The sequence below is a fragment of the Thalassospira profundimaris genome (assembly GCF_003326675.1).
GTDB classification, from domain to species: Bacteria; Pseudomonadota; Alphaproteobacteria; order Rhodospirillales; family Thalassospiraceae; genus Thalassospira; species Thalassospira aquimaris.
Genome location: NZ_JPWF01000008.1, coordinates 22,647 through 45,215 on the forward strand (window position 1 = coordinate 22,647; position 22,569 = coordinate 45,215).

Annotated in this window: 18 protein-coding genes; 11 read left to right on the forward strand and 7 right to left on the reverse strand. The window is 49.3% G+C overall.

What is annotated here, in order from left to right:
* Window positions 1–38: 38 nt before the first annotated feature.
* From TH19_RS12850 to TH19_RS12900, 11 genes are all read left to right on the forward strand, one after another.
* Complete coding sequence (locus TH19_RS12850) at window positions 39–1,085, forward strand: septal ring lytic transglycosylase RlpA family protein (RefSeq protein WP_114102767.1); 1,047 nt, start codon at window positions 39–41, stop codon at window positions 1,083–1,085.
* Window positions 1,086–1,270: 185 nt separating this feature from the next.
* A complete protein-coding gene (locus tag TH19_RS12855) occupies window positions 1,271–2,443 on the forward strand; it encodes a D-alanyl-D-alanine carboxypeptidase family protein (protein ID WP_114102768.1) in 1,173 nt (390 codons plus the stop codon).
* Window positions 2,440–3,096 (forward strand): dTMP kinase, encoded by a 657-nt coding sequence (tmk, locus tag TH19_RS12860; RefSeq protein ID WP_114102937.1) that lies wholly within the window; start codon window positions 2,440–2,442, stop codon window positions 3,094–3,096. Before TH19_RS12855 ends, tmk begins: the two co-directional genes overlap by 4 nt.
* Window positions 3,097–3,102: 6 nt before the next feature.
* The gene (locus tag TH19_RS12865; protein WP_114102769.1) at window positions 3,103–4,212 is read left to right on the forward strand and encodes a DNA polymerase III subunit delta'; all 1,110 of its coding nucleotides are present in this window, start codon (window positions 3,103–3,105) and stop codon (window positions 4,210–4,212) included.
* 86 nt (window positions 4,213–4,298) lie between these two features.
* A complete protein-coding gene (gene metG, locus TH19_RS12870) occupies window positions 4,299–5,861 on the forward strand; it encodes a methionine--tRNA ligase (RefSeq protein ID WP_114102938.1) in 1,563 nt (520 codons plus the stop codon).
* Complete coding sequence (locus tag TH19_RS12875; RefSeq protein ID WP_114102770.1) at window positions 5,858–6,676, forward strand: TatD family hydrolase; 819 nt, start codon at window positions 5,858–5,860, stop codon at window positions 6,674–6,676. The genes metG and TH19_RS12875 overlap by 4 nt, the downstream gene beginning before the upstream one ends.
* Entirely contained in the window at window positions 6,673–7,446 is a 774-nt protein-coding gene (locus TH19_RS12880) for an MBL fold metallo-hydrolase (protein WP_114102771.1), read from the forward strand. Before TH19_RS12875 ends, TH19_RS12880 begins: the two co-directional genes overlap by 4 nt.
* Before the next feature lie 235 nt (window positions 7,447–7,681).
* Window positions 7,682–8,926 (forward strand): site-specific integrase, encoded by a 1,245-nt coding sequence (locus tag TH19_RS12885; protein ID WP_114102772.1) that lies wholly within the window; start codon window positions 7,682–7,684, stop codon window positions 8,924–8,926.
* Entirely contained in the window at window positions 8,907–10,409 is a 1,503-nt protein-coding gene (locus tag TH19_RS12890; protein ID WP_114102773.1) for a tyrosine-type recombinase/integrase, read from the forward strand. Before TH19_RS12885 ends, TH19_RS12890 begins: the two co-directional genes overlap by 20 nt.
* 4 nt (window positions 10,410–10,413) lie before the next feature.
* Window positions 10,414–12,753, forward strand: coding sequence for a hypothetical protein (locus TH19_RS12895; protein WP_114102774.1), 2,340 nt, complete (start codon window positions 10,414–10,416; stop codon window positions 12,751–12,753).
* Between the two features lie 41 nt (window positions 12,754–12,794).
* Window positions 12,795–13,274, forward strand: a complete 480-nt coding sequence (locus TH19_RS12900; RefSeq protein ID WP_114102775.1) for a hypothetical protein — start codon at window positions 12,795–12,797, stop codon at window positions 13,272–13,274.
* Between the two features lie 359 nt (window positions 13,275–13,633).
* Here TH19_RS12900 and TH19_RS23080 read toward each other — a convergent pair whose 3' ends face one another.
* The 7 genes from TH19_RS23080 to TH19_RS12935 form a co-directional block, all read right to left on the reverse strand.
* A complete protein-coding gene (locus TH19_RS23080) occupies window positions 13,634–17,500 on the reverse strand; it encodes a YecA family protein (RefSeq protein WP_258547951.1) in 3,867 nt (1,288 codons plus the stop codon).
* Window positions 17,501–17,670: 170 nt separating this feature from the next.
* Window positions 17,671–18,555, reverse strand: a complete 885-nt coding sequence (locus TH19_RS12910) for a hypothetical protein (protein ID WP_114102776.1) — start codon at window positions 18,553–18,555, stop codon at window positions 17,671–17,673.
* A 620-nt stretch (window positions 18,556–19,175) separates the two neighbouring features.
* Window positions 19,176–19,544 carry a helix-turn-helix domain-containing protein gene (locus TH19_RS12915; RefSeq protein ID WP_181846407.1) on the reverse strand — a complete coding sequence of 123 codons (369 nt, stop codon included), beginning with the start codon at window positions 19,542–19,544 and terminating at the stop codon, window positions 19,176–19,178.
* A 68-nt stretch (window positions 19,545–19,612) separates the two neighbouring features.
* Entirely contained in the window at window positions 19,613–20,731 is a 1,119-nt protein-coding gene (locus tag TH19_RS12920) for a hypothetical protein (RefSeq protein ID WP_114102778.1), read from the reverse strand.
* Between the two features lie 11 nt (window positions 20,732–20,742).
* Window positions 20,743–21,279, reverse strand: a complete 537-nt coding sequence (locus tag TH19_RS12925) for an acyltransferase (RefSeq protein WP_114102779.1) — start codon at window positions 21,277–21,279, stop codon at window positions 20,743–20,745.
* A gap of 2 nt (window positions 21,280–21,281) precedes the next feature.
* Window positions 21,282–21,920 carry a histidine phosphatase family protein gene (locus TH19_RS23255; RefSeq protein ID WP_114102780.1) on the reverse strand — a complete coding sequence of 213 codons (639 nt, stop codon included), beginning with the start codon at window positions 21,918–21,920 and terminating at the stop codon, window positions 21,282–21,284.
* Between the two features lie 2 nt (window positions 21,921–21,922).
* The gene (locus TH19_RS12935; protein WP_114102781.1) at window positions 21,923–22,564 is read right to left on the reverse strand and encodes an NUDIX hydrolase; all 642 of its coding nucleotides are present in this window, start codon (window positions 22,562–22,564) and stop codon (window positions 21,923–21,925) included.
* Between the last annotated feature and the right edge of the window lie 5 nt (window positions 22,565–22,569).

The window sequence follows — 22,569 nt, forward strand, 5'->3', positions numbered from 1 at the left end:
CTGACAAGACCAGAGCATCTTAAAGCGGGGACACCTTGATGCCCAAACCAACAAAAAGTGCATTTGCACGTCTGCGAACGAATGGCCGCCTCGGATTGTCAGTGGTTGCCCTCGGGATGCTTTTGGCTGGATGTGCAGAGACACAGCTTGCGGTTCATGGTGTTAAACGCCTTGGGGGCGTGCAATCACAACCAACCCAGGTCGGCAACTACAAGATCGGCAATCCCTATGAGATTGCCGGACAATGGTATTATCCGGCCGTCGATTACGAATATAGCGAAACCGGTATCGCGTCCTGGTATGGTCCGAAATTCCACGGCAAGAAAACCGCCAATGGCGAAGTTTTTGATCAGTATGAAATTTCTGCAGCCCACCGGACATTGCCTTTGCCAAGCATTGTCCGGGTTACCAACCTTGAAAACGGCAAATCGCTGAAAGTGCGCGTTAACGATCGTGGTCCCTTTGCCCATGGGCGTATCATTGATATGTCGCGCCGGGCGGCACAGTTGCTTGGCTTTGAAAAGCAGGGTACGGCAAAGGTCATGGTCGAAGTCATTGAAAGCGACAGCCGTCAAATTGCCGCTATTGCGCAGGGCAAAGCAGCCCCGACCGTAACCGTTGCCGAACAGAATACCGTCACAGCAGCCCCTCGGGATGTGGTCGAAACGGTACGTCTTGACGATGGTCCCATTACCGAAACGGGCCAGCCGACCACGTCAAAGATCAAACTGACACCGCCCGAAACGCAGACCACTGTGTCGTCATCTCCGCTAGAAGGCACGGTTGAGGAAGCCGCGATCGTCAATGTCGAACCGATTACAAGTTCAGCCATTTATGTTCAGGCGGGTGCCTTTTCGATCTATGACAATGCGCTAAACCTTCGTAACCGGCTTTATGATCTTGCCCCAAGCAAGATCGAACCGATTGATGTTAAAGGCACAACCTTTTACCGGGTGCGTCTTGGTCCGTTAAACACTGTGCCAGAGGCAGATATCCTTCTGGAACGTGTTATCGCAACCGGCCAGAACGGTGCAAAAGTAGTTGTTGAATGTGCAGATGGCGGCGCGGCCAAGTCGGGATGTTGATTGCTGAAACTGGCTATGCTACCGCTTTTTCTAATATCGGCTTTGCCGTTTTCTCTTAACTTCGCTTAATTTGTAAGAGAATACGCTTGGTGTTGCACATTTTTGCCGAATTTGCGACGTAAGCAGCAAGGCCAACGTACCGGAACACCGGTCAAACAGATTTTATTATACAGGGTTAAGACGCTATGACTTTCATGCCGCCAGTTCCGTTCAAAAACAGTCTGAACCGGGTAGTGGCCGGGGCCGCGATATTGGGCTCCGTCATGGCAATGTCGATGACCAGTGCGCGGGCAATCGAGACGACCGCGCGCGAAGCCTATATCATGGATTTTGACACCGGCACGGTGCTGCTGAACAAGGATGGCGACACGCTGACCGAACCGGCATCCATGACCAAGATGATGACTGTCCATATGTTGTTCAAGCATATCAAGGACGGCAGCGTGTCTATGGATGATACCTTCCACGTAAGTGAAAAGGCCTGGCGCAAAGGCGGGTCCAAGATGTTCGTCGAGGTAAATTCCGACGTATCTGTTTCCGATCTTTTGCACGGCATCATCGTTCAATCGGGTAACGATGCAGCAATCGTTGTGGCCGAAGGTCTTTCTGGCACAGAAGAAGCCTTCGCCGACGAAATGACCCAGGAAGCCCGCAATATCGGCATGACCCAGTCGGTCTTTAAAAATGCGACCGGTTGGCCTGCAGAAGGGCATCTTGTGACCGTTCACGACCTTGCCACACTTGCCCGTGATACCATTCGCAATTTCCCGGACCTTTATGAGCTCTATTCCGTCAAGGAATTCACCTATAACGGCATTCGTCAGCCGAACCGCAACCCGCTTTTGGGTACCAGCGCGGGCGTTGATGGCCTTAAAACCGGTCACACAGAAACAGCTGGTTATGGCTTGACGGCTTCGGCAGAGCGTGATGGCCGTCGCTTGATTATCGTTGTGAACGGGCTGAATTCGGTACGTGAACGCCGCACGGAATCCCAAAAGCTTCTGGATTGGGGCTTCCGTGAATTTGACAATTACGACCTGTTTTCAAAGGACGAGGCGGTTAGTTCCGCCAATGTCTGGCTTGGTGCGGAAACCAAAGTCGATCTGGTTGCAGACCAGGACATTCTTCTGACCCTGCCGCGCAGTGCAAGTCGCGATATGAAAGTGTCAGTCGTCTATGAAGGTCCGATTCCGGCACCGATCAGCAAAGGCGACCAGATCGCGACCCTGAAGGTCGAAGTTCCGGATCAGGAAGCACGCGAGTTCCCGCTTTACGCTGCACATGACGTTGGACGTCTTGGCTTCCTTGGCCGCATTGGCGCAGCCTTCAAGTATCTCCTTTGGGGGGCAAACGGGTGATCGAAAAGCCCGGTTTGTTCATCAGCTTCGAAGGCGGTGAGGGCAGCGGCAAATCAACTCAAATTCGCCGTCTCGAAGAATGGTTTCGCAATCAGGGGCGCGACATTGTTGTCACTCGCGAACCCGGTGGATCATCGGGTGCAGAAGAAATCCGCACTCTATTGCTGACCGGTGATCCCGGTCGCTGGGATGCGGTGACCGAAGCCCTTTTGATGTTTGCATCCCGCCGCGATCATGTTGAACGCACCATCCGCCCGGCGCTTGCAGACGGAAAAGTTGTTCTTTGTGACCGCTTTGCCGACTCATCTGTTGCCTATCAGGGTTATGGTCACGGTCTTGGACCGGACTACATCCGCAATCTTTGGGAACTGGCAATTGACGGTTTCAAACCTGATCTGACCTTGATGTTTGATTTGCCGGTTGAAGTTGGCCTTGCGCGTGCCGGGGCACGCTTTGCCAATGTCAGCGCCGCCGAAGACCGGTTCGAGCGGATGGGACTTGAATTCCATCAGCGTCTGCGTAACGGCTTTCGCGAAATTGCCGATGCTGAACCGCAGAGATGTCGCATCATTGATGCCGATGGCGATATTGAAACGGTTTCGGAACGCGTGATTTCGACGGTCGAGGCGTTTATTGCCGGGCAGGGGGCTTGATCGCGAATGGCTGGCAGCATTGACCTTCCGGACGAAGAAAACCCTTTTGCGCCGCGCCGCAACGATGCCCTGCTTGGGCATGAAGAGGCCGAGAAAACCATTCTAGAAGCCTGGAACAGCAAACGTATGCATCATGCGTGGCTTTTGTGCGGGCCACGCGGCATTGGCAAAGCAACGCTTGCCTATCGCATTGCACGTTTCATCCTTTCCGGTGGAGGCGAAAATGGCGGTGCTGGTTTGTTCGGGGATCAATCCGATGGTCTCTATGTCGATCCGGAAGACCCGGTTGCGCGTCGTATTGCCGGCGGCGGGCACGGTGACCTTAAAATCATCGAACGCCAGTATGATGAAAAGAAAAAGCGGCTTCAGGGCGAAATCACCGTTGCCAATGTTCGTACTGTCGGCAACTTCATGTCAAAGACATCGGCCGAAGGTGGATGGCGGATTGTCATTGTTGACGCAGCTGACGAGTTAAACCGCAATGCAGCCAACGCCATTCTGAAGGTTCTGGAAGAACCACCGGCAAATGCGATGATGATTTTGATCGCCCATCACCCGGGACGTTTGCTTCCAACCATTCGATCACGGTGCCGTCGTTTAAATCTTGGTGCACTGGAAGACCATCAGGTTGTCGATCTTTTGGGGCGCTATTGTCCCGAAATGGATCTTGGTGATCGTGATGCGCTGTCCGGTTTGGCCGAGGGCAGCATTGGTCGCGCGCTTCAGCTTCATGAAGTCGGCGGGCTTGAGCTTTATACCGAGATGGTCAGTCTGATCGCCTCGTTGCCCGATGCCGATGTCGCGGCCCAGCACAAATTTGCCGAACGTTTTTCCCCGGTGGACAAGGACGCGGCCTTTGCCACAGTGACCGAACTTTTGCATTGGTGGCTGGCGCGCATGATCCGTTTTGCAGCCACCGGCCAGCCCCCTCGTGAAGTCGTAGAGGGCGAATTGCCGGCCATGCAACGCATGGCTGCTGCGCAACCGCTTGATCAATGGCTGGAGGTATGGGAAAAGATCAACGAATTGATGGGCGCGACCCGTGGTTTGCATCTTGATCGCAAGCAGGCCTTGCTGAATGCATTCTTCATGCTTGAAGAAACCATGCGAACCTGACATCACTGCCCAGTAACCGAAATTTTGACCATCACGGCCCATTTCGGGCCGTTTTGTTTCACGACTTGCGCGAAGGATTTGCGACCATGACCGGGCACAAACAGCCCTATTACATCACAACCCCGATCTATTACGTCAACGACAAGCCCCATATTGGCCATGCCTATACGACGCTTGCCTGTGACGTTCTGGCACGCTTCAAGCGCCTGGACGGGTATGACGTGATGTTCCTGACGGGAACCGACGAACATGGTCAGAAAGTCGACAAGTCGGCTGCTGCCAAGGGTATCGACCCGCAAACCTTTACCGATCAGGTCTCGCAGAACTTCCGCGATCTGGCCGTGCATATGAACTATTCAAACGATGACTTCATTCGCACAACCGAAGAACGCCATAAAAAGGCCTGTCAGGCGCTTTGGAATACGCTGCTTGAAAAGGGCGAGATTTATCTCGGTTCCTATGATGGCTGGTACTCAGTTCGCGACGAAGCATTCTATGCGGAAAAAGAACTGATCACCAAAGACGGTGAGAAACTGGCACCAACCGGCGCGCCGGTTGAATGGGTGTCTGAGCCCAGCTATTTCTTCAAGCTGTCGGCTTGGGGCGATCGTCTGCTTGAGTTCTATGAACAGAACCCGGACTTCATCGCACCGCAGTCGCGCCGTAACGAAGTCCTCAGCTTTGTGAAGGGCGGGATGCATGACCTTTCGGTATCGCGCACCAGCTTCAAATGGGGTGTACCGGTTCCGGGCGATGAAGATCATGTCATGTATGTCTGGCTTGACGCACTAACCAACTATCTGACCGCTGTCGGCTACCCGGATGCCGATCCGGCCAAGCTTGAGAAATACTGGCCGGCAGACCTGCACATGGTCGGCAAGGATATCCTGCGTTTCCATGCTGTTTACTGGCCCGCATTCCTGCTTGCTGCTGGTATCACGCCGCCCAAGCGCGTTTTTGCCCATGGCTGGTGGACCAATGAAGGTCAGAAGATTTCAAAATCGATCGGTAATGTCATTGATCCGTATGATCTGACCCAGAAATATGGCCTTGATCAGACCCGCTATTTCCTGATGCGTGAAGTACCGTTCGGCAATGATGGTGATTTTTCCCATCGTTCCATGGTCAACCGCATGAACAGCGAACTGGCAAACGATCTTGGCAATATGTGCCAGCGTGTTCTGTCGATGATTCACAAGAACTGTAACGCTGCAATCCCGACACCGGGTGCATTGACCGATGCCGACAATGCCATTCTCGGCAAGGCCCATGGTATGCTTGAAACCGTACGCGCCCTCTTTGACGAGCAGGCATTTAACAAGGGGCTTGAGGCAATCTGGAGCCTGGTTGGCGATGCCAACCGCTATGTCGATGAAATGGCGCCTTGGGGCCTGAAAAAGACCGATCCGGAACGTATGGAAACGGTTCTTTATGTTCTGGCCGAAATCATTCGCCATGTCGGCATTCTGGTACAGCCGATCATGCCGGATTCCGCATCGAAGATCCTCGATCTTCTGGTTCTTGGCGACGACAACCGCGGCTTTGAGATGCTCGGCGCTGAGCATGCGCTTGTTCCGGGAACTGAGATCCCGAAACCGGCCGGTGTGTTCCCGCGCTATGTCGAAGAAGACGAAGGAGAGAAGGCATGAATGTCGCCCTTGTCGACAGCCACTGCCATCTGGATTATCCGCAGTTTTCCGAAGACTTTGCCGGAACCATCGCACGCGCCAAGAATGCCGGCGTTGGTATGATGGTCAGCATCGGCGTGAAACTGACGACATTCGATCAGGTGCGCGCCATTGCCGAGAAGTCCGATCATATCTATTGCACGATCGGCGTTCATCCGCACGAAGCAGGCGAAGAGGGGCTTGCAAGCCCCGAACCGCTGCTGGCCAGGACATCCGACCCTAAAATCATCGGGATCGGTGAAAGCGGGCTGGACTATTTCTATGACAATGCCCCGCGTGAAGCCCAGCAACAAAGCTTTCGTGCACATATTGCCGCATGTCGTGAAACCGGACTGCCTTTGATCGTTCATACCCGCGATGCGGATGATGATACGATGGACATTCTTGAAGAAGAATACGAGAAGGGGCCGTTTACCGGCGTAATTCACTGCTTTTCTAGTTCGGCAGCTCTTGCACAGCGGGCTTTGAAAATCGGTTTTTATATCTCGTGTTCGGGGATTATTACCTTTAATTCGGCCAAGGAAATCCGCGCAGCCCTTGAAGATGTGCCGCTTGATCGTCTGCTTGTTGAAACCGATGCGCCGTATCTGGCCCCGGTTCCCAAACGTGGCAAACCGAACGAACCATCCTATGTTGCGCATACGGCGGCAAAGCTTGCCGAAATCAAAGATGTAAGCCTCGAAGAAATCACCCGCATCACCACGGACAATTTCTTCCGGTTGTTTACCCGGGCTGACCGTAAGAACCTTTTGCTGTCCGGAGAAGCCGCGCAGTGACAAAAGTAACCATCCTTGGCTGTGGATCATCAAATGGTGTGCCATCTGTTGGCCTTGGATGGGGAAAGTGCGACCCGAGCAACCCGAAAAACCGGCGTTTACGCAGCTCTATCCTTATTGAAGAAGCGGGCAAGAAGATTCTTGTCGATGTAACGCCGGATTTTCGCGAACAGGCCCTAAGCCATAATATCGATCATCTTGATGCGATCCTGTTTACGCATTCCCATGCCGATCACGTGCACGGGATTGATGATTTGCGCTGGCTGAACGTCGCAATGAACAGTCCAATTGATATCTATGCCAACGCGCAAACGATTTCTGACATCGATCAGCGGTTCAACTATGTCTTTACACCGCTGCCTGATGGCGTTGAGTATTATTTCAAACCGGTTCTGGTGCCGCATGTGATCACAGGGGCACTGAATGCAGCAGGGGTCCCGATAACCGTTTTTTCGCAAGATCACGGCTACGGGGAAAGTTTGGGCTTCAAGATTGGCAAGTTTGCCTATTGCACGGATGTCGTCGAGTTCCCAGAGGAATCTAAGCAACATCTGTATGACCTGGATGTCTGGATTGTTGATTGCCTGCGTCACAGACCACACAACACACACGCACATCTTGAAAAAGTTCTTGGCTGGGTTGAAGAATTCAAACCCAAGCAGGTTTACATGACCCATATGAGCATCAAGTTCGATTACGCACAGGCGATGGCCGATACACCGGATCATGTCGAACCGGCGTATGACGGGCTGGTGATCGAGGTAAACTAGATACAGGACGCCTTAAGAACAGCTAAATTCCAGACGTGGGGCAACCTGATACCCGCGTCATTTCTCCACATCAATAAGTTCTATAATATATATTATGACAAAACCAACTCATTTATATCTGTTGCGTTTATCTGGACATTCCAGCGCTACGCCCCACATGTGAGGCTTGTGTAGCGTAGCGGAACAAGGCTCACATGTGGGGCGCGTCCGCCTTCCGGAGAAGGTTTACTGAACGATGCCGACTATCGTTATCAATAGCCCACATCTCCCGAACCACTTACTTGGCGCATTATCAGCTGATACCGATGGTGTGCCTAGATACTGGATAATTGTTTGGCTCGACAGTTTAAAACCCAAATTGGCAAAAAGTACCCGCAGACGATATTGTCGCCATCTCAATACTTTCTACGACTACAGCGAAGAACTTTACGGTAGACGCACGTTCGATCGGGCAATCTCCGATTTAGACTTTGATCAGATTGAAACGATACTAAGTGGGTATCTCTACCGCCTCAGAAACCTTCAAAAGCACGAATCTTCTGGCAACCATGCTCATGACATTTGGAACACCTGCACTGCTTTCTTATTTGATTTGTTGAACTATCTCGTACCGCAGTCATATGACAATAAGGTTGGTGAGTTGTTTGAGAGACTCAAGCATCGGGTAAATCTATATGATCAGTTGACCCTCAGCGCCCATGCACGACCTACTTCAGCAAAGGTGCTTCCTGCCGCCGTCCTGACCGAGTTGTGTGAGATATTCAACCCGAACTCCTCCTCAAACCCTTTCCGTACGGAGAAGCAAAGGTGGAGAAACTATCTTATTTTTCATCTTCTGACTTCACTAGGTGTACGCCGAAGCGAACTTTTACTACTCACCACCACTTCGGTTAAACAAGATACCTTTTATGGCAGCAATGGCTGTCAAACAAAGACATGGATTTCCATAGAACCACCAAATGTCAAAATTCGTGACCCTCGACATACTGAACCGTCACTAAAAACTTCTTTCTCCGCTCGTAACATTCCAGTCAATTCCGAGCTAACAGCTATCCACGATACTTATTTGCGCAACTTCCGAACAAGGTCACCCTACCCCTACCTTCTAACATCTCGAAATGGACTTCCATTATCCACAGCTCGGGTAAATAGTGTTTTCGCTAGGGCAAAAGAGAACCTCTCTAACAATGCGCTTAACTGTATTGCGAACGGGACACCTCTCTCTCCCCACGCCCTACGCCATACCGCAGCAGTCTACAGAATTCGAAAACACATCGATCAAGGCGATTCTTTGGAAATTGCTGTTGAAAAATTGCGTGTTTTTTTTGGTTGGGCACCGACCTCACAAATGCCACGGCTGTATGCCAGGGCCTATTTTGAATCTTCGCATCAGGACGTTTGGTCGGAGAACTTTGATCGATTTATTCACGGACTTAGGTTGACTTTGGGAGGCCGTTCCCATGAGCAAACCAGAGTATGATTTTGACGGTTTGATTGCATTCATCCAGCAGAACATTAACCGCTGGCCACCTCTTCCTGTACTAGCGCGTTATTATGACGACTACGCGGAATGTTATAACACACTAATTAATATCCGGACCGAAGATCGATGGCGCACTGAAATAGATGGAAGAGTTGAATACTTTGATTTTCGGCGGATTCCCGAAGGAGCCCGCGATTTATTCAAGCACTGGGTTATAAGTAAGATAACCACCGGTTTGAAATGTCGAGTGGTTCATGCTTATTTGCAGCGAGTTGTGCTTTGGTGCTCACGTTACTCAATTAATAAATTATTATTAGTGATAATTTCGGGACCTGACGAAATACAACATTCTTGGCAGAGTTTAGTAATATCCACAGACATCAAAAAAGATACAGCAACGGCTATCAAAAGCTTATTAAGCTTCATCTGCGAGAAAAATTTAGGTGCATGGCACCCATCTTATATGCAGAGAATTTCTGCTCTACCCACCCCAAAACTGGATTTGTACAAACGCATTAAATCAGGTGACTGCTTTATCTCTAGCAAAGATCAAACTTCTTTCGTGGAAAGGATAGATGCTACGGTTAAGGTTCTGAACAACAATAGCTCTAAAGAATCTCTATTTGAGATACAGTCGTATTGCATGCTCGTGCTCTGCTTTCAATATGGTTTGAGAGCAGGGCAAATAGCTCGCATATCTGTAAGTGATGTACGCTGTTTTGACACTGGTGCTGTTCATATATCTTTCCCTCGTACAAAGCAGAGAAAGTCACATTTACGTGCTATGCGGCGCATCAAGCGTGAATGGTGCCCACTTTTTACAAGCTACCTTCAAACAAGAAAGCCCTCTTCTGACAAACTCTTTCACCTCAAACCTAATGAAGTAACAAAGCGTATCAAAGATTTCACAGAGGATATATGTGGCACGCCATATACGCCGGGACATTTTCGGCATACAGCCAGTCAAAGATTGGTGGATGCTGGGGCATCATCTGTGTCCGTAGCGGAGTTCTTGGAGCATTCAACGCTGAATGCGGGGACTGTGTATTACGATACATCAGCTAATCAGGCCGAATTGATTAACCAAGCGCTATCCATTTCCCCAATTTATTCAAGGATCGCCGAAGTCGCTCGTACAAAAACAATCACGAAGAGAGCACTTGGCGAGGCCCCCAGTGACACCATAGTAGCAGGTATGCCACATGGTATTCCTGTATCTGGAATTGGAAAATGCACTGTTGGTCAACCAAACTGCCAAAAACACCCCGTATTTTCTTGTTATAATTGTCGTCACTTTCTCGCGCTGAAGGACGAAGAAATACACAAACGGACGCTGACAGATTTTCGGCAGGTCGCACGTGAGTTTTACAACGCTGAACGCATCAGTGAAGTTTCTCCAGCATTTCTCCAGTTAAAAGATACAATTGCGGCTGTGCAACGAACTCTCCAAGGCATTCAGGAGATGGATCGAGAGGGTTAAACCAATGGGAATCTCTGAATGTAAAACTCTAATTGCCAATGCTCAGCAACTGGCACGACAACGTGAGCTTAAATGGGACACGCCTATCGACGAAGAAGGAAACATTTTTAAGGAACACAGATGGAATTTAAACGCACTCATCGGAACTCCACCTCCTCCTCTAATTTGGTTAGGGACCACTAGAATTACGGCAAATGCCGAAAAATCACTAAGGGAGATGTGTCTACAAAGAGATGTCCCCTGCCCTCAGCGATTATTCTTGGACGGGCACTGGTTAGACTTTTACAAAGCCATCATTATCAATGAGCTATTAGTAAAGAAGAACAAGCTTAGCCACGTAAATTCGAATATTGCCAAAATCATCCGGATCATTGGTGTCGTAAATCAAGCGCATCAACCTTGGGAAATCACCGCCGACGATGTTCGGCATTCTTACAACGTCGCACTTGGCGTAGGCAGTTCGGGCAAGATTGCCGCGAATTTTGAAATGGTAGTGCGCCTTGTTTTTGACGGAATGCAAATAGCGGATACTCGTCCCCTTGCACAGTATTGCTTACCCTACCGAGATCGACAGAATGCTCAGAATAAAGTAGATGAACGGCGCATTCATGAACGTACATTTCGTCAAACAGAAGGTGTTCGGACCAAACTGTCGGAGCGCAAATCGAGTAAATCTTTGCCGGACAAGCGGGCTTTCTGGGAGCTCGTTGAAATCATCTTTACAGAACCACCCAAAACTTTTGCCGACTTCATTCGCTTTAGAATACTCCAGCTATGTATTATTACAGGACTTAGAATAGGTGAAGTCGTTTCGTTACCGGCCGATTGTTTGAGATGGCGGAGTTACGCAACAAAGGATGGACAACCTGCAGAGAAGGAACACGGGATTTCGCAATCCCTTACATTGAAGTATTTCGCCGAAAAGACTCTTACTCAGCACCATAAATCTTCTGTGATACTTTCAGAAAACATCCAGCATGTCCCTCCCCTATACGCAGAAGTTGTTGAAGATCTAGTGCAAAGTACGTTGGCAGCTACGTCCGTTATGCGCAGTAATCTCGAACAGCAAATCAAACGAAATAGCCTGTTTCCAGATATTGACCAGTCGGCATTAATTCCCGCTTATGAGGCTTATGCCAGAGTTACAGGAAACATTACGGTTAGTTCTCGACCTGTTAACCAGGAACTTATTGCTTTATATCGCGCGCATTATCAAGAAAGCGCACTACGGGACATCTATCGCGAGCAAGAAGATAACATCGCCGCCCGCGGCATAGACGTCACTCCCCAAATTCGTTCATTGCACACTCGCTGGCGAGAACACGTGGATGTATTTGACTGTCACGGAGTAAAAGTTGAGGGGAGAGTGTCTTGGTCAAATGCCTACTTTAAGGTCTATCAAATTGAAGCCTTTCTCAGAAAATACCGGCGAGACAAAATGCCTGATTGGATACCCGGCACACTGCATAATGGCTCTCCGATCTATCCATATCAGCATCTATTCCTAATGCCTGTTCGAGCGTTAGGTGAAGGCCGAAATGGTGGGATAACTGACCTTCTCCACTATTACGCAATAGGAAAATCCTCAGCGTCCGACATCATGCTAATGCTGGACGGAAAACGTAAAGACAGCATATTTGCGCGATATCGCCCAAGCATTGCTGAGGATCTAGCAATTAAAACGCACTCATTTCGACATTTGCAAAATACCGAACTCATGCGCCTTGGCGTCGCTGACACGGTCATATCCAAGCGCTTCAGAAAAGATGTACGTCATTCTGCTTCATATGACCATCGGAGTCTTTTTGAGGAACTACAACATATTGAAATCGAAGACGAACTTGTAAACGAGCTTAGTGAGCGCAGTCAGATCCTGTTTAAGATGATCAAGGAAAAGCAAATTGCTGGCCCAATAGTAAGCGAATTCTATAAACTTCAGGATACCGTGGGGTTCGATGACGCAATTACCTATCTGCAAACCGAGGCAGATGGCTTCCATGTTACCCCCTACGGGGTGTGCTTGAATGCTTTTACAGTTGATACATGCCCAAACCACCTTGAGTGCTTCAATAACTGTAAACACCTAGCCCGGACGAAAGTTAAGTCGGAAGAAGACAACCTTAGAAAACTCAAAAGACGGTTATCCAGTTGGATTGATCAAATTGAGAGACAACCTATCGATGTTCGGCCACTCGGTTGGGAAAACCAGTTAACGCACGCTCAAACGCGATTAGACGCAGTGCAGAGAGCTCTCGATACCAAGCCGGGACAAAAAGTCTCACCAAATGGGGATGACCTATATGATGGTGGCTCCCTCTCTAACGCTTCCATCTTAGATGGCTGATGTAGTTCTTTAACGCAAAGAACCTGCAGAGAGAAAAGACAATGACCCTATCTCAGCAAGACTTGTTGGCGTTCGAAAGGCAGCTGAAGCAAATGTTAGCTGAAGATATCGACCTTTCTGCTCGTTCATGTGTTCGGCGTGGTTTAGTCAAAAACCCTTCAGATATTACTCGCATACCGGCTCGCCGAGATATTCTTGAAAAATATAGAAACTTTCAGAGAGAACGGCGAAGCAAAAATGATGACCGGCGTAAAGTCAAACAGCTAAAGAAAGAACTGGAGGGTGCGAGAAAAGAGATAAAAGAACTAGGTGAGCAACAACAAATGCTAATTGCATCCCACCGAGCGATGATTGCGATAATTGGAGAATACGGCGGGATGGCAGCTTGGAGAAGCTTCTTCGGTGAGTATGAAAAAGCGCTAACCTTCTTGGAAACCGCCTCCGGCCTTAGGCATGCTTCTGATCCAGCAAAAAGAAAGAGCGCGACAAAAGTCCAACGTCTTTCTGCGGAGCATGACTAAACGAGTTAAATGTCTAATATTTAAGGATTTATTTTCACCCTAAACAACTGAAAACCGCCGGTTGAACGATCTAACCGCGACAAAAGTCCACTATCAAAGGTTCTTTTCATCCGATCAATTGGATCGACGATCTACTCCCTTGGATCATCGACATCCAATCCTGATTTCCTCTCGGAAACTGGTATTGAGGTAGCCGTGACGCACCCTTTACTTCCGCCAATCAGACAAGCGCGAACCTCGCCCGGTAACCATTTGGCGGAGCGTCAGTTTCACAGCCTGAGGCAACTTGTCGAAACAAAAACTTGCTACCAACTCATGTCGCGGTTTGGCCGATGATATTGAAGAGAGGAGGCTTGTTTTCAGTGCGGTCGTGGTGGAAGCGCCAAAATGCGATCTGAGCAGTTGTTCATCATCCAAAAGTCAAGACCATCAATTCTTACGAATTGGGTGTTGACCTCGTATGGGGGGAAGCGCATCCACCAATAAATTTCTTTGCTTATGTACAATTCGTCAATGGATATCTGCCTAGTGGTAGGCGCTGGCCATTTCAGAAGCTCACGCAACCGCTCCATGTTTGTTGAGAGAAAAGCCCTGCGCCTCTCGATCTTGGCAAACTGCCCCCTGTCAGGGGAAATCCCAAAAATCCGCTCGCGCAATCGTCTTGCATCCTTTGGGCAAAAGGGAGGTTGGTTGTACTTACATTCGCCAACTAGCCACTTTCCCTCTTGCGGCCAGTAAGCGAGGACGTCGAAGTCACCAACATCGTCAAATTTTTCCTCCGGAAAACGGCGATTAAAGTCGATGCCTTTAACGGAGAACGAGGTGTAACTCGAGACGATTTCGAAAGCCAAGTGCTCTAGCCCCTTTTCATGAGCTTGCTTAATCGTCCGGACCTGCTTCTGGATCGATGGCCAATCATAGTCAGCCGGTAGGTAGCCACTCATGACGTTTCCCGCCCAAATTTTTTGTGCGTTCTGCGCAGATGCTGCGCCCCAAATTAGGATATCTTGGTCTAGGGGAACTAGTGGCTTGATTGTATATCGTCCGCCGCGTTTTTTATGCTCCCAAATGGGGACATCCCCTTCGTCGACATCCTTCCCGATCAGCCTCCGAATCTCGGTCGGGCGCAGGCTAAGGAATTGAACGATGCTATCCGCCTCATCTGCGCTTATTCCGTCAATGAACGAGCAGAGCGCCTGCACAATGTTGCTCTTTGTTTCACGGTAGGAAAGTTGGAAACTCGATCTCCCATGAAGTGTTTCCCACTGCATCAAGACTGACAGAGCGTCCATCATGTGGCTGAAGCTGAACTGAGTATCTCTGAGGAAAGCTGCATCAAAATCCTCTTTGTATCCATTATCGGCATTCTGCGGCATTGTATCAGCGCTGGAATCGAGGTCGATACCTAGGCTGTAGCTCGCCTGTTCTCGTTTGAACGCCTCTTCCTGGGCCACCTGTTGGTCGGAATAAAAGACGTTCGGCACCAATTCCTCGCTGATTTCGATCCCTCCGGTAGCGATTCCGTTGTGAAGCGCGTCGCTGGCGCTGTAAAGGACCAGAAGCCAGTCGACATGCGCTAGAAGTTGTAGGATGTCGTCATCAGACGGCATAACGTCCTGTGTCGACGGCAGGCTGAGGGAGCTCTCCAACAGAAAGCGGAGATTGCGACTTTCTGTTACGAGGTCGTGAAGGGCATCAGCAAAAGCTTGTTCTCGATCATAACTGACTTCGTGCCTAAGACTTTGTTCCAGGCGATCTCGTGTTCGCTGAAATTTTACAGACCACGCGTCATGTTGGGCGACGCAGTACGACAGCACCCGATTCTTGTTGAAGCGACCAATTTGCTTGTGAAGTTGATCACGAAAGGCATTGCGTGCCAAATCGATCAACCTTTTTGCCTCATCGAGCTCAAATCGGCCGGGCTTGATACCGTGCTCTTTAAAGATGATCGCAATGGCTTTACGAGCAAGCTTGAACATATCTGGTCGTGGTTTTTGCGGATCAACGAAGTCTGGGACATCGACGATTCGCGAGGATCGTGAGAGCATGAACCGTGGTTTGCCCGGCGCCACCGACCGCACCTTCTGCATCAGCATTGCGTCCATGGGCTCTCCGAGAAATGCTGCCATTCCTTCCAAGATGGAACAGGCGCAACTGACCTCGAAGCTGTTGTCGACCGGATCTTCAAAGTGGGCCAGAGCAGATGAAAGATTTATGGAAACACCGACTCTTATGGATGTGTCGTCGCTACCGTCGTCGATCTGCTCCCATCCTTGAAGTAAGGGTATATCGTCACCTTCAACCTGTGGTCCAGACGCAAGCATTTCCGCGTTAGCCCTGAGTTCGACAATGATCCGATGCCGGTGAAACATCTCGGCGGCCTCGAAATCACCCCGCATGCGGTAAATGGCGTCGGCAACACAGTGCGTGAAGAGTTCTAATACTCTGATGTCCAAGTTATCAAGCTCAAGTTGAATGTGGTGGACGAGAAGCAATGTGCATCCTGACACCGTCATTGCCCAAGCCTGCGTGGGCTGTGCCTTCGAGGTCATATCCAGAATTCCATCCTCGCCAGGCTCAATGACCCAACTCCTTGGCTCATCGTTTGGGAAACATGCCGGTGCTATGCTCCAGAATTTGGTTAACTCCTCGTATCGCCAGTTCGATCCACTGTGCGGATCGATCATGACGAGGTTCGGTTCAATCGCTCCATCTATCAGGACGCCATGGGAATAGCGAAACGCTGCAAATTTGTCCGTGAGGCTAAGGAGGCCCAGGTGGAGGGCGCCTTGATTTGCCTTGATATAAGCCCAAAACCGATCGAACTCAGACAGGTCCTTAATTGAGTCGAAAATCGACACCAAATCAGCAATTGGAAGAATCTGAGCAGATTTCGTTTCGGGAGGTATAAAGTTGCTTCCCTCAGTAGATTCCTGCGGTAAGGCGGCCAGAATCACGATCTCGTCCGGCTTTATGGCGTTGCCATCGACGCCCGAAAATTGGAGACCTTGGCTTGTGCCGTCAATCTGGATCCCCCAGTCCTGGCGAGTTACCAGATCTAGAAGCTCGGCCTCGATCGCGGGAAGGCGCTCTAAATCGCCCTTGCTCAAGATGACGACGAAATAAAAGCAGCTATCACCCCGTAAGAAAGCGGCGAAAAGCGTCGGTATAATTCTATTCTCGTCACGAACCCAGAATGGTCCCCTGATAATCGTACCGTCAGCTATTCTGCTAGCGAGAAATTCGCTGACCTGTTGCGTGAAATTGTAATGCCCCCTGAAAGGTAAGGCTTCCGCCCGATGCCCCCAAAAGTCGACGATGTTGGTTACAGCGCATCTTGGTGCTACCGGGAATAGAAGCTCACCGATCTTAACAAAAAGAGCTGGGAGCAGTTTGCCGGTCATCAAGGCATCCCCAAAGCCGAAGAAGCTCTTTGGAAAGTCCGATTTTCCAAGCTCCACAACCAATTCCGAGCTGAATTGCCCGGGTCTTGTGAAACTGGTTCCAACAGAAAGAAGTGTCGCCCGGCACACTTGCCAAAATGGTTCCGGGGGAATCTCGATATGCCCCGGAGAAATGCCGTCTATGTCACCGACGAGCGATTTATCGATGGAAGTTAAAATGCTATCTTGCAGAAGGACCCCGGCAAACATGTCGTCCAAAGCGGCCTGCTTATCTGCATTCGTGAGGCGAAAGGCTTCGATGTAATCCGGAACGCGCTCAAGCGAGGTGCCATAAAACAGGCGCAGTGCTCGCCCCTGCCAGTAACTCTTGACTTCGCCCCAATCTGCTTCGGGAACATAGTCCTCAAGCATAGGAAACGACGGAAGCAGTTCGTGGATGTGTGTTAAAGCCTCACAAAATGTTTTATAGTCCTTCACTCTGGATTCAGACTTAAATCGATTTGGTGAAATTGCAGCAAAAATGCCGAACGCAAACAGGTGTTTGATCTGGCTTGAAATATTCGGAAGCCAAAGATCTGAAACGCCGAGTGTCAGAATGACGTCTTCAGCGGAATACGCTGTGAATAGCGCCTCCAACGAGGACCGCACTTTATTAAATTGCAGGTCGTGAGGATCGTCGGCGGGCGAAGACGAGCCTATCATGCCAAGAACCTGGTGGAGATTAGGAGGCGTCGGTTCCTCAAAACCGGACCGTAAGCAGCATTTTTTATATTTCTTGCCGCTCCCACAGGGGCACGGATCATTCCGACCAATTTTGCTCACACTGTTCCTCCGGTCATTAGTAGTTATGATTGTACGCTCATCAAGCCTAGAGCATTGGTCGGCATCCTCCTAAAGCGGTGTTACTGATTTTGTTCATTAAAGTTCCTTAACGGACAAATTCACAGCCGAAACAATTGCTGTAATCTCGGTAATATAGCCAGCATGCACTTTCACGAACCAATATAGGGTTTGGTCCCGTTGTTTAGCGCGGCAAGGGCTTTCTGCTCTTCCGCTACTTTGTCTGATGCATAGATCAGAAACTGTTGGATGTCCGGCCAAACATCGCCGATCCCCTGCCCAATGGATTTGATCACGGCACTAAAACGCGCGCGGCTCTCAGGATGGGCCAAGACAAAGATCACCCCAACCAACAGCAACAGCTTCATCCAGTCAGGCATTCGTGCGGCCATATCGCGAAAAAACAGCATGACTTTTCTCAGGACCGAAAGGCTTATGTTGGAAATAACAACACCGCCAACTTTGATCGAAACTGAATAGCTTGCTGACCGGGCATAGGCGCGGATTGTCATCACCAGTTTTCGTTCAAGCCTAGTACCACCAAGCGCATCAATATCTTTATCGTTGCTTAAAATGCCTAGCGCGGATATGGCGTTTTGTAGTTGCACATAAGGTGCATACTTGGGGTCCAAACTCTTTGTCGTGACCTCCTGCGCTTGATCAAATCGCGCGTCAAATATGATAGCCGCCTTATAGCTTTTCCAACTGGATCGCAAAGCCTCCTGCGATATTTTCTTTTTTTGCGATACCTGCGGAATGGTGCTTGTAAGCATCTCAGTTTCAAGCCAGCTCGGCGCGCAAAGCCTTACGACACCTGATTTAACGACCTCCTGAAGGGCGGTTTGTTCGAGGTGAGGGTTTTGATGCTTGTGCAGCAAGTCGCCAATAGCGATGTTTGCATCAAGCACGATATCGAACCTTGGTAGCTGCCCTGTCGCTTGCTCAAGAGCAGGATGTAAATCAATAAGCTGGCGCAAAGAACTCAGAATGGCTGAGTCGAGATAATTCGCCGGTTGATATGATTGCGAATCAAGCATTGCGCCGCTCCCTTTCTATCCACTGGCCCATAGTGCATCCTGAAAGCACTAGGTATCCGTCAAGTGTAAAACGCCAAAAAGCCTAACAGCACATTTCGATATTTTCTTTGGGTTTTCTGATGCTTGGGCCTGCTCTCGATGAATTCATGTCCCTGACATTACCACAATCACATCTGAATTATAGGTTGTATCTCCCTGGGTATGCCTCTCTTTTTGCTTTCATGGAGGGCATTCAATGCAGAACCAAATTGATCTGGAGACACTTCTCAAGTAGGCGCTTAAACAGGCCATGAGAGATCGCAGATACTTCTATGTTTCGTGCTATCTCAAACCTGCTATTGAAACACTCCAAGAGTAAAAAGAAGTGAAAAAAGCGTTCTGATATCAAGTTGTAACATTGAGCAAACACAGACTGCCCGGCACGTTGCCGGGTAGGTTCTTGAGAGGGTGATATCGTCAAACACTAACGCATCAATTTTGACGTATTAACCGGTATTTTCGACGTTAACGTATCATTTTTGCGACATTATCTCAGGCACCTAATAGCAGTCATTATCAGTAGCGCACCTGTTTGGCTGATTCGCGAACACCCTCAGCACTCAGACTCGGCTTACTAGCATTTAGTCATCATCGAATACCGGCGCAGTATCATCGAAACCTGTCCAAACTGGCACCTCACTTTTGCTCCGAACACGCTGGCGATCTGCAATTGGCCGAGCACGACGTGGCGCAAACGGGCTGTCACGTGGTTCCGGAATATAGGCGGCCATTGCCTCGACCAGGTTCATCGCTTTGAGAACGCGCAGGAATGTATCGAGTGTGGCGCCCTTGCCATTGAGCAAGCGGCTGAGAGTTGGAACAGATATACCGGCTTCATCGGCGAGTTCCTGCTGGGTAAGTTCAAGATGAATCCGGTATCGATTCAGTCGCTGCGCAATATCCTGATGGATCTGGTGGGTGGAAGCGATCTGATAGTCGAGTTTAGACATGATCCGGTTTCCTGCGACAGTTTGCATCAGGCCGAGCTGAGCTTGCAGAGCTGCTCACTGTGGTTGTTCTAATTCAATTGATGAGTTTCTTTCACGTTGAATTGGTTATCAAAACTCACCAAATCCGTTCCGTGACCAGCCATAAGTAAACGCTGCTCCCGCCCCACTAGTGCGGCGGGAACCGTGGTTACCATATTAATGGCGCTTGCCATGGGCACACCAACTTTTTGAACCATAAACTTCAACCCAGCCTGTATGCTAGAGTTCGCTCCACCTATCGTTCCTGTTTTCGTAACTAGTGAGTCTGTTTTATCCAGCATGACGTCTTCCAAACAATCGATGCCATCCGTGACTATCGCGTCTGACGGCATAATATCACTTACGAGAAATACTTGATCGGGCCAGCAAGCCCGCTTGAGGACTTGGATTGTTTCACGTTGGAGGTGGCGTCCATCTGCTATTATCGAGGCCATTCGCGATCGATTGCCAATCAACCAACCAAGCGCATGAGGCATCCTTGATGAAAGCGGAGGCATTCCATTGAATAAGTGGGTGCAACCGTGTATTGCGGGCGGAGATGACTTTACCCAAGAACAATCTGTGTGGCCTGCTAAAACAGTCACATTGGACATCGATAACAAATCCTGCAACTCGTTGTATGGTATAATCTCCGGTGCCACGGTTGCGATTACAGGGCAGTATAAAGAAACCGCCCGCACGAACTCCACATGAGCTTCACTAGAAGCCTTGATACGTTCGCTTGGGTGGCCCCCCTTAAAGTCCGGATTTATCCACGGACCTTCAACATGAACACCGCTAAATCCAAATTTCCCCACTGTCGTTTGAACTACATGCTTGATTTGGTTGAATTTTGTTGATGGAACCGATGTCAAAGCTCCAAACCAACTAGTAGTTCCTTGTTGTCGAAGGAGCGTTCCGATCTCTTCGATACCGTCTCCGTTCGTGACATTTTCAAACAATGTGTTGCCGATCCCATTGACCTGTAGGTCCATCCAGCCTGCTGAAAGGTTATGGTTTGTGATGTCGATCAGTTCCTCATGATCGGATAAATCGACCTGATCCATCCTACCAATCGTTTCGATCTTGCCATTCACGGTATCAATGTATCCGTGAGGGATTACTTGTTCGTGCGTGTAAATATCTGCATTGATGAAAATCTTGCGCAATTAAGTTCTCCCTACCAATTCTCTTCGTCATTCCATCCTTCTAAGGGATTCCGTTCAATCTTTTGAATCGGACGGCAGGGACTGCCAAATGCCAGAACGCCAGATGGCACGCTATGAAACACCAATGATCCGGCTCCAATGAATGCCTTATCACCGATACTAACTCCCGCCGTAACCACGCAAGCTGCACTAATGATAACTCCAGATCCAATGATAACCTCTTTGAACTCTTCTCCAGTATTTCGGAGTGGCCCTTGGTCAGAGCGAATGTGCTCTTGACTTCCGACAAATGTAAGAGGTCCGATTGCCGTAGATTCACCAATATTCACGTCGCCATGACCATATATGACTGTATTTTCGCCAATACTCACACGGTTGCCTAAAGTTATCTTCCCACCATATGATACTAACCTAACACCAGCCTTGATATTGCAGCCGTTCCCAATTTCAATAACGCCAGTGCGCCCCGCGTTAAGTGAAGCCCGACCGCTTATTTGGGTCGAACTGCCTATGCCAACCGAGCCTATTTTTTCAAAACCTAGTGACATGATCAGGAAATCTCTGGCGGCGGACGCTGTGTGCGCTGCTCCGTCCACGGGCAGCAAATATCGTTCCGTGTAAATTCAACCCATTCGAGATTTTCCCAAGGCCTTTCAAAATATCCACCACCAACGATGGGCTCTCTGCCTCGCAAGACATTCCACATGAGAACCAATGTAGATCGTGTTCCTACGAAAACACATTGCTCACCCTCTTGCTCAAGGTATGATAGAAAATGCTGTCCGTTTTTATAAAATTCGCTAGGTTCAGTAGCGTTAGGAATTTTAAGCATTTGAATTTCGTCCAAGCCCCTCCGCCACCGATCCATCGCCAATGCATGAGCCGGGAACCGTTCTCTTGCTTCGGTGCGGGACAGGCCATCTAGTATCCCCAAATTGTATGGAGGCAGCAGCTCGGTGACCTCAGGCTCAACATTAATATCGGCACATATAATAGACGCAGTCTCTAAACACTGAGGTTTGGGTATCACTAAAACTCGGCTAATCTTACCGAAGTAATCTCGCAAGTCTGATGCAAATGTTTTAGCTTGAGTTCGTCCTTTTTCAGTTAGTTGAGATCCACTTCCCCCATGCCGATCCTGAACATTTTTTTCAGCCTGTGCATGCCGTACTAGGACTATCCTTCTCATAATCAGATCGTGAGGTATGGGTATTTTTTTAAGTACAGGTCTGCGATAACAAACATCTTGTAGTAGTAGGGGTCTACTCGCGGGATGAAGTCTTCCGGAGAAATTTCTTTAGAAATATGGCTCCAGTCTCCAGAACGATTTTTTTCAATGCCTGTAACTTCGATAGAAGGTAACTTTCCAGTAAAGAGATCTAACCCCTTGGCGATCGGCAAAGAGATCATTCCGTCTAACTCAACTTTATCGAGAACAAGATCCTCAATTTTGGGTGCATTTGGATAGAGAAAGACATGTGCAAATTGCCTATTAATAATCTCGCCAGCTTTAGCTACATCATGCTTAACACCCAAACTAATAAGATCTTCGAACGCAACCCGAATTCCAACCTCCTCTTCGATCTCACGCACACCGTCACTGACTTTTTCGCCAGCAGAAAGATGACCCGCTGCTGAGATATCCAAGTAGTCCGGAAACAAGGCTTTGTCGGCGGCGCGTTTCTGGACTAGCATGCTTGGCTCTCCGGATAAGCTCAACATCCAACAGTGGAACGAATGGACCCATAATCCATTGGCTCGAGTCACGCTTTTTGGCGCAGTGCCAAGCGATCTATAGTTCTCGTCGAAATAGTCAAATTGTTCTTCAGCCATTTGGC

Coding starts and splice junctions, on each gene's coding strand:
- TH19_RS12885 (WP_114102772.1), top strand. CDS start 7,682: ATGCCGACTATCGTTATCAATAGCCCACATCTCCCGAACCACTTACTT.
- TH19_RS23255 (WP_114102780.1), bottom strand. CDS start 21,920: ATGAGAAGGATAGTCCTAGTACGGCATGCACAGGCTGAAAAAAATGTT.
- TH19_RS12910 (WP_114102776.1), bottom strand. CDS start 18,555: ATGCTTGATTCGCAATCATATCAACCGGCGAATTATCTCGACTCAGCC.
- TH19_RS12855 (WP_114102768.1), top strand. CDS start 1,271: ATGACTTTCATGCCGCCAGTTCCGTTCAAAAACAGTCTGAACCGGGTA.
- metG (WP_114102938.1), top strand. CDS start 4,299: ATGACCGGGCACAAACAGCCCTATTACATCACAACCCCGATCTATTAC.
- TH19_RS12895 (WP_114102774.1), top strand. CDS start 10,414: ATGGGAATCTCTGAATGTAAAACTCTAATTGCCAATGCTCAGCAACTG.
- TH19_RS12875 (WP_114102770.1), top strand. CDS start 5,858: ATGAATGTCGCCCTTGTCGACAGCCACTGCCATCTGGATTATCCGCAG.
- TH19_RS12935 (WP_114102781.1), bottom strand. CDS start 22,564: ATGGCTGAAGAACAATTTGACTATTTCGACGAGAACTATAGATCGCTT.
- TH19_RS12915 (WP_181846407.1), bottom strand. CDS start 19,544: ATGTCTAAACTCGACTATCAGATCGCTTCCACCCACCAGATCCATCAG.
- TH19_RS12865 (WP_114102769.1), top strand. CDS start 3,103: ATGGCTGGCAGCATTGACCTTCCGGACGAAGAAAACCCTTTTGCGCCG.
- TH19_RS12900 (WP_114102775.1), top strand. CDS start 12,795: ATGACCCTATCTCAGCAAGACTTGTTGGCGTTCGAAAGGCAGCTGAAG.
- TH19_RS12850 (WP_114102767.1), top strand. CDS start 39: ATGCCCAAACCAACAAAAAGTGCATTTGCACGTCTGCGAACGAATGGC.
- TH19_RS12925 (WP_114102779.1), bottom strand. CDS start 21,279: ATGTCACTAGGTTTTGAAAAAATAGGCTCGGTTGGCATAGGCAGTTCG.
- TH19_RS12890 (WP_114102773.1), top strand. CDS start 8,907: ATGAGCAAACCAGAGTATGATTTTGACGGTTTGATTGCATTCATCCAG.